4 protein-coding genes and 1 pseudogene are annotated in these 2,428 nt (G+C 44.6%); all 5 read left to right on the top strand.

Annotated features, from left to right (window positions below; translation table 11 throughout):
- Positions 1-32: 32 nt before the first annotated feature.
- A complete protein-coding gene (locus HMPREF2794_RS01040) occupies positions 33-275 on the top strand; it encodes a hypothetical protein (protein WP_070750658.1) in 243 nt (80 codons plus the stop codon).
- 69 nt (positions 276-344) lie between these two features.
- A complete protein-coding gene (locus HMPREF2794_RS29775; protein WP_004303272.1) occupies positions 345-470 on the top strand; it encodes a hypothetical protein in 126 nt (41 codons plus the stop codon).
- Positions 467-1,621, top strand: a complete 1,155-nt coding sequence (locus tag HMPREF2794_RS01035) for a GNAT family N-acetyltransferase (RefSeq protein ID WP_070750656.1) — start codon at positions 467-469, stop codon at positions 1,619-1,621. Before HMPREF2794_RS29775 ends, HMPREF2794_RS01035 begins: the two co-directional genes overlap by 4 nt.
- Positions 1,596-2,084: a formyltransferase family protein gene (locus HMPREF2794_RS01030; protein WP_070750654.1), complete on the top strand. Its 489-nt coding sequence runs from the start codon at positions 1,596-1,598 to the stop codon at positions 2,082-2,084. The genes HMPREF2794_RS01035 and HMPREF2794_RS01030 overlap by 26 nt, the downstream gene beginning before the upstream one ends.
- Positions 2,085-2,103: 19 nt before the next feature.
- A pseudogene (locus tag HMPREF2794_RS29215) lies at positions 2,104-2,428 on the top strand (radical SAM protein); the annotation flags it as partial.

Here is a 2,428-nt window from a genome sequence, read left to right as displayed (position 1 = left end):
ATTGGCATTGCAAAGATAATCAAATTTGTATTATGAAAGTCATAGAGATATTAAACTTTAATCGGGAGCTCTTGAAAAAAATACAGGATGCCGGAATAAGGCTTGAAGATTGTCGCTATATCGATCTGTATACGGATTATATGGAACTGTTAGGACATGGCGAGAAAGTGTCTTATATAGTCGCGGCATTATCTGACAAGTACCTTGTCAGTGAAAGAAAGGTATATAGTCTTATCAAGCGTTTCCAAAGTGACTGCAAAACGTTTGCAGTGTAAACAACTTCATGTATCGTGCCGGATTGACAGTCCCGGAGTACTTTTGTCCCGAACTCAAAATTATTAGTTATGGGAAAATATACGTATAAACCGCAATATGGCGTTATCGTCATTTGCACAGATGAAAAGGAACAGCAGGCTATTTATGAACGCCTGAAAGCTGAAGGTTTAACTTTAAAGGTAGTAAGTGTATGAGAGTAGAAGTACGACACCATTGCAGCGATTTTGACAGCTATCGCGCTGCAAGGGTAAAAAGCCTTTTCAATGCGGAAAATGGCTGTGACTGGGAAAAGGTGGCTGAATTGCCCATCGAGGGCAAAGAATGGCAAATAGGTTTGATTGTCGGACCTTCAGGAAGTGGAAAAACCAGTATCGGAAGCAAAATCTTTAACGAGCCGATTTATGACCTTTATTCCGGTTGGGACAGCAATAAACCTATTATTGACTGCATCGCTCCGGACGGGGATTTTAATACAGTCACCGGAATGCTTTCGGCTGTAGGTTTGGGTGACGTTCCGGCATGGCTACGCCCCTTCAATGTGCTGTCGAACGGTGAGAAATTTCGCGCTGGTTTAGCCCGTTTGGCTTGCGAACGTCCGGAGCATGCCGTCGTTGATGAATTTACGTCCGTGATTGACCGTCAGATCGCGAAAGTGGGTGCGGCAGCATTCTCTAAAACTTGGAGACGTGGCAAAGGTAAGATTGTCCTTCTATCCTGTCATTATGATATTATTGAATGGTTGCAGCCGGATTGGGTGTACGATACTGCGGAGGCACGCTTTTACGAGCGTGACTGTCTTCGGCAACGTCCAAAACTCGAGCTTCAAATTTATAAGGTCAGGGGAACTGTATTCCCAAGACTGTTTAAACAGCATTATTATTTAGACTTGCCGTTGCCCGTTGCTGCGGAATACTTCGTGGGATTCATTGGGAACGAGCCCGTATGCCATTTGGCAGTAGCCCCCCTTTTCACAGCTGGAGCGTATCGCTCGACGCGTTTGGTAGTCATGCCGGAATGGCAAGGCATCGGAGTTGGCACTAAATTTTTAGCTGCAGTATGCGAATATCATCTGAAGGGGAACGGACGTTGTGGGAAAAAACTACCTGTATTTTTCCATACTTCACATCCCCAGTTATGCGGAGCTTTACGGCACTCAAAGAAATGGGTGCAAACAGAAGCCAGCCTTTATGGTTCGAATAAGGCGAGAAGCGCAAGTTCGATGGCAAAGTCCATGCAGGGAAAAGGAAAATCTACTAAATGTTCTACCGGATACGGAGGTCATTTCAGGGCAGTACAGGCATTTAAATATATTGGGGAATATGATCATCAAGATATTAGGAAATAAGGACTCACAGGCTTACAAAATAGCGGAAGCCTGTGTACGCGAGAAAGGTTACCGTGTTTGGAACGAAAGCACCGGAGTGTATGATCTAGCCATTGCCCCGCTTCTGACGGAAAAGGTGTCGGTGGAAGTGTTGAAAGAACCGCTTTACGGGACATTGATATTTCATCCGTCACCACTGCCGTATGGACGTGGCGCGTCTTCAATCAAATGGGCTTACAAACGGCAAGAGCCAATCACTGCTGCCACATGGTTTTGGGCGGATAACGGACTTGACACGGGTGATATATGCGAACAGGAAATAATCAAAATAGACTATTCAGCCCGCCCGCGTGATTTTTACGAACGTGATATTCTGCCCGCTATGGAAAGGACACTGGTACGTTGCTTGGACAACATTCAAATGGGATATATACGAAAAATACCGCAGGTGGAAAGCTATTCAAGCTATGACAAGCGGTTATAAACATTCATCCAAAAAGAGTATGAGTATGTTAAAAGAGGAAATTACAAGCACAACTGCCAGATATACAGTAAATGCACCACAATGGGTGACTACATCCACGCAAGCACCAGAGTTTAAGTCCTTTTATAAGACCGTCTCCGGAAATGAAGGGAATAAATGTAATTATCCGACACGTTTAGACCTTTATGGCTGTGGATGCTTTCACGACTGTTCTTATTGCTATGCAAAGTCGCTTCTTAATTTCAGGGGATTGTGGCATCCTGATAACCCGTCCGTTTCCCGAACGGACAAGGTAGAGAGGAAAATCTGTAAATTAGAGCGGGGAACAGTTGTGCGTTTGGGTG

It is taken from the genome of Bacteroides sp. HMSC067B03, assembly GCF_001811315.1.
GTDB lineage: Bacteria > Bacteroidota > Bacteroidia > Bacteroidales > Bacteroidaceae > Bacteroides > Bacteroides faecis.
This window is presented reverse-complemented; position numbering and strand designations above follow the sequence as displayed.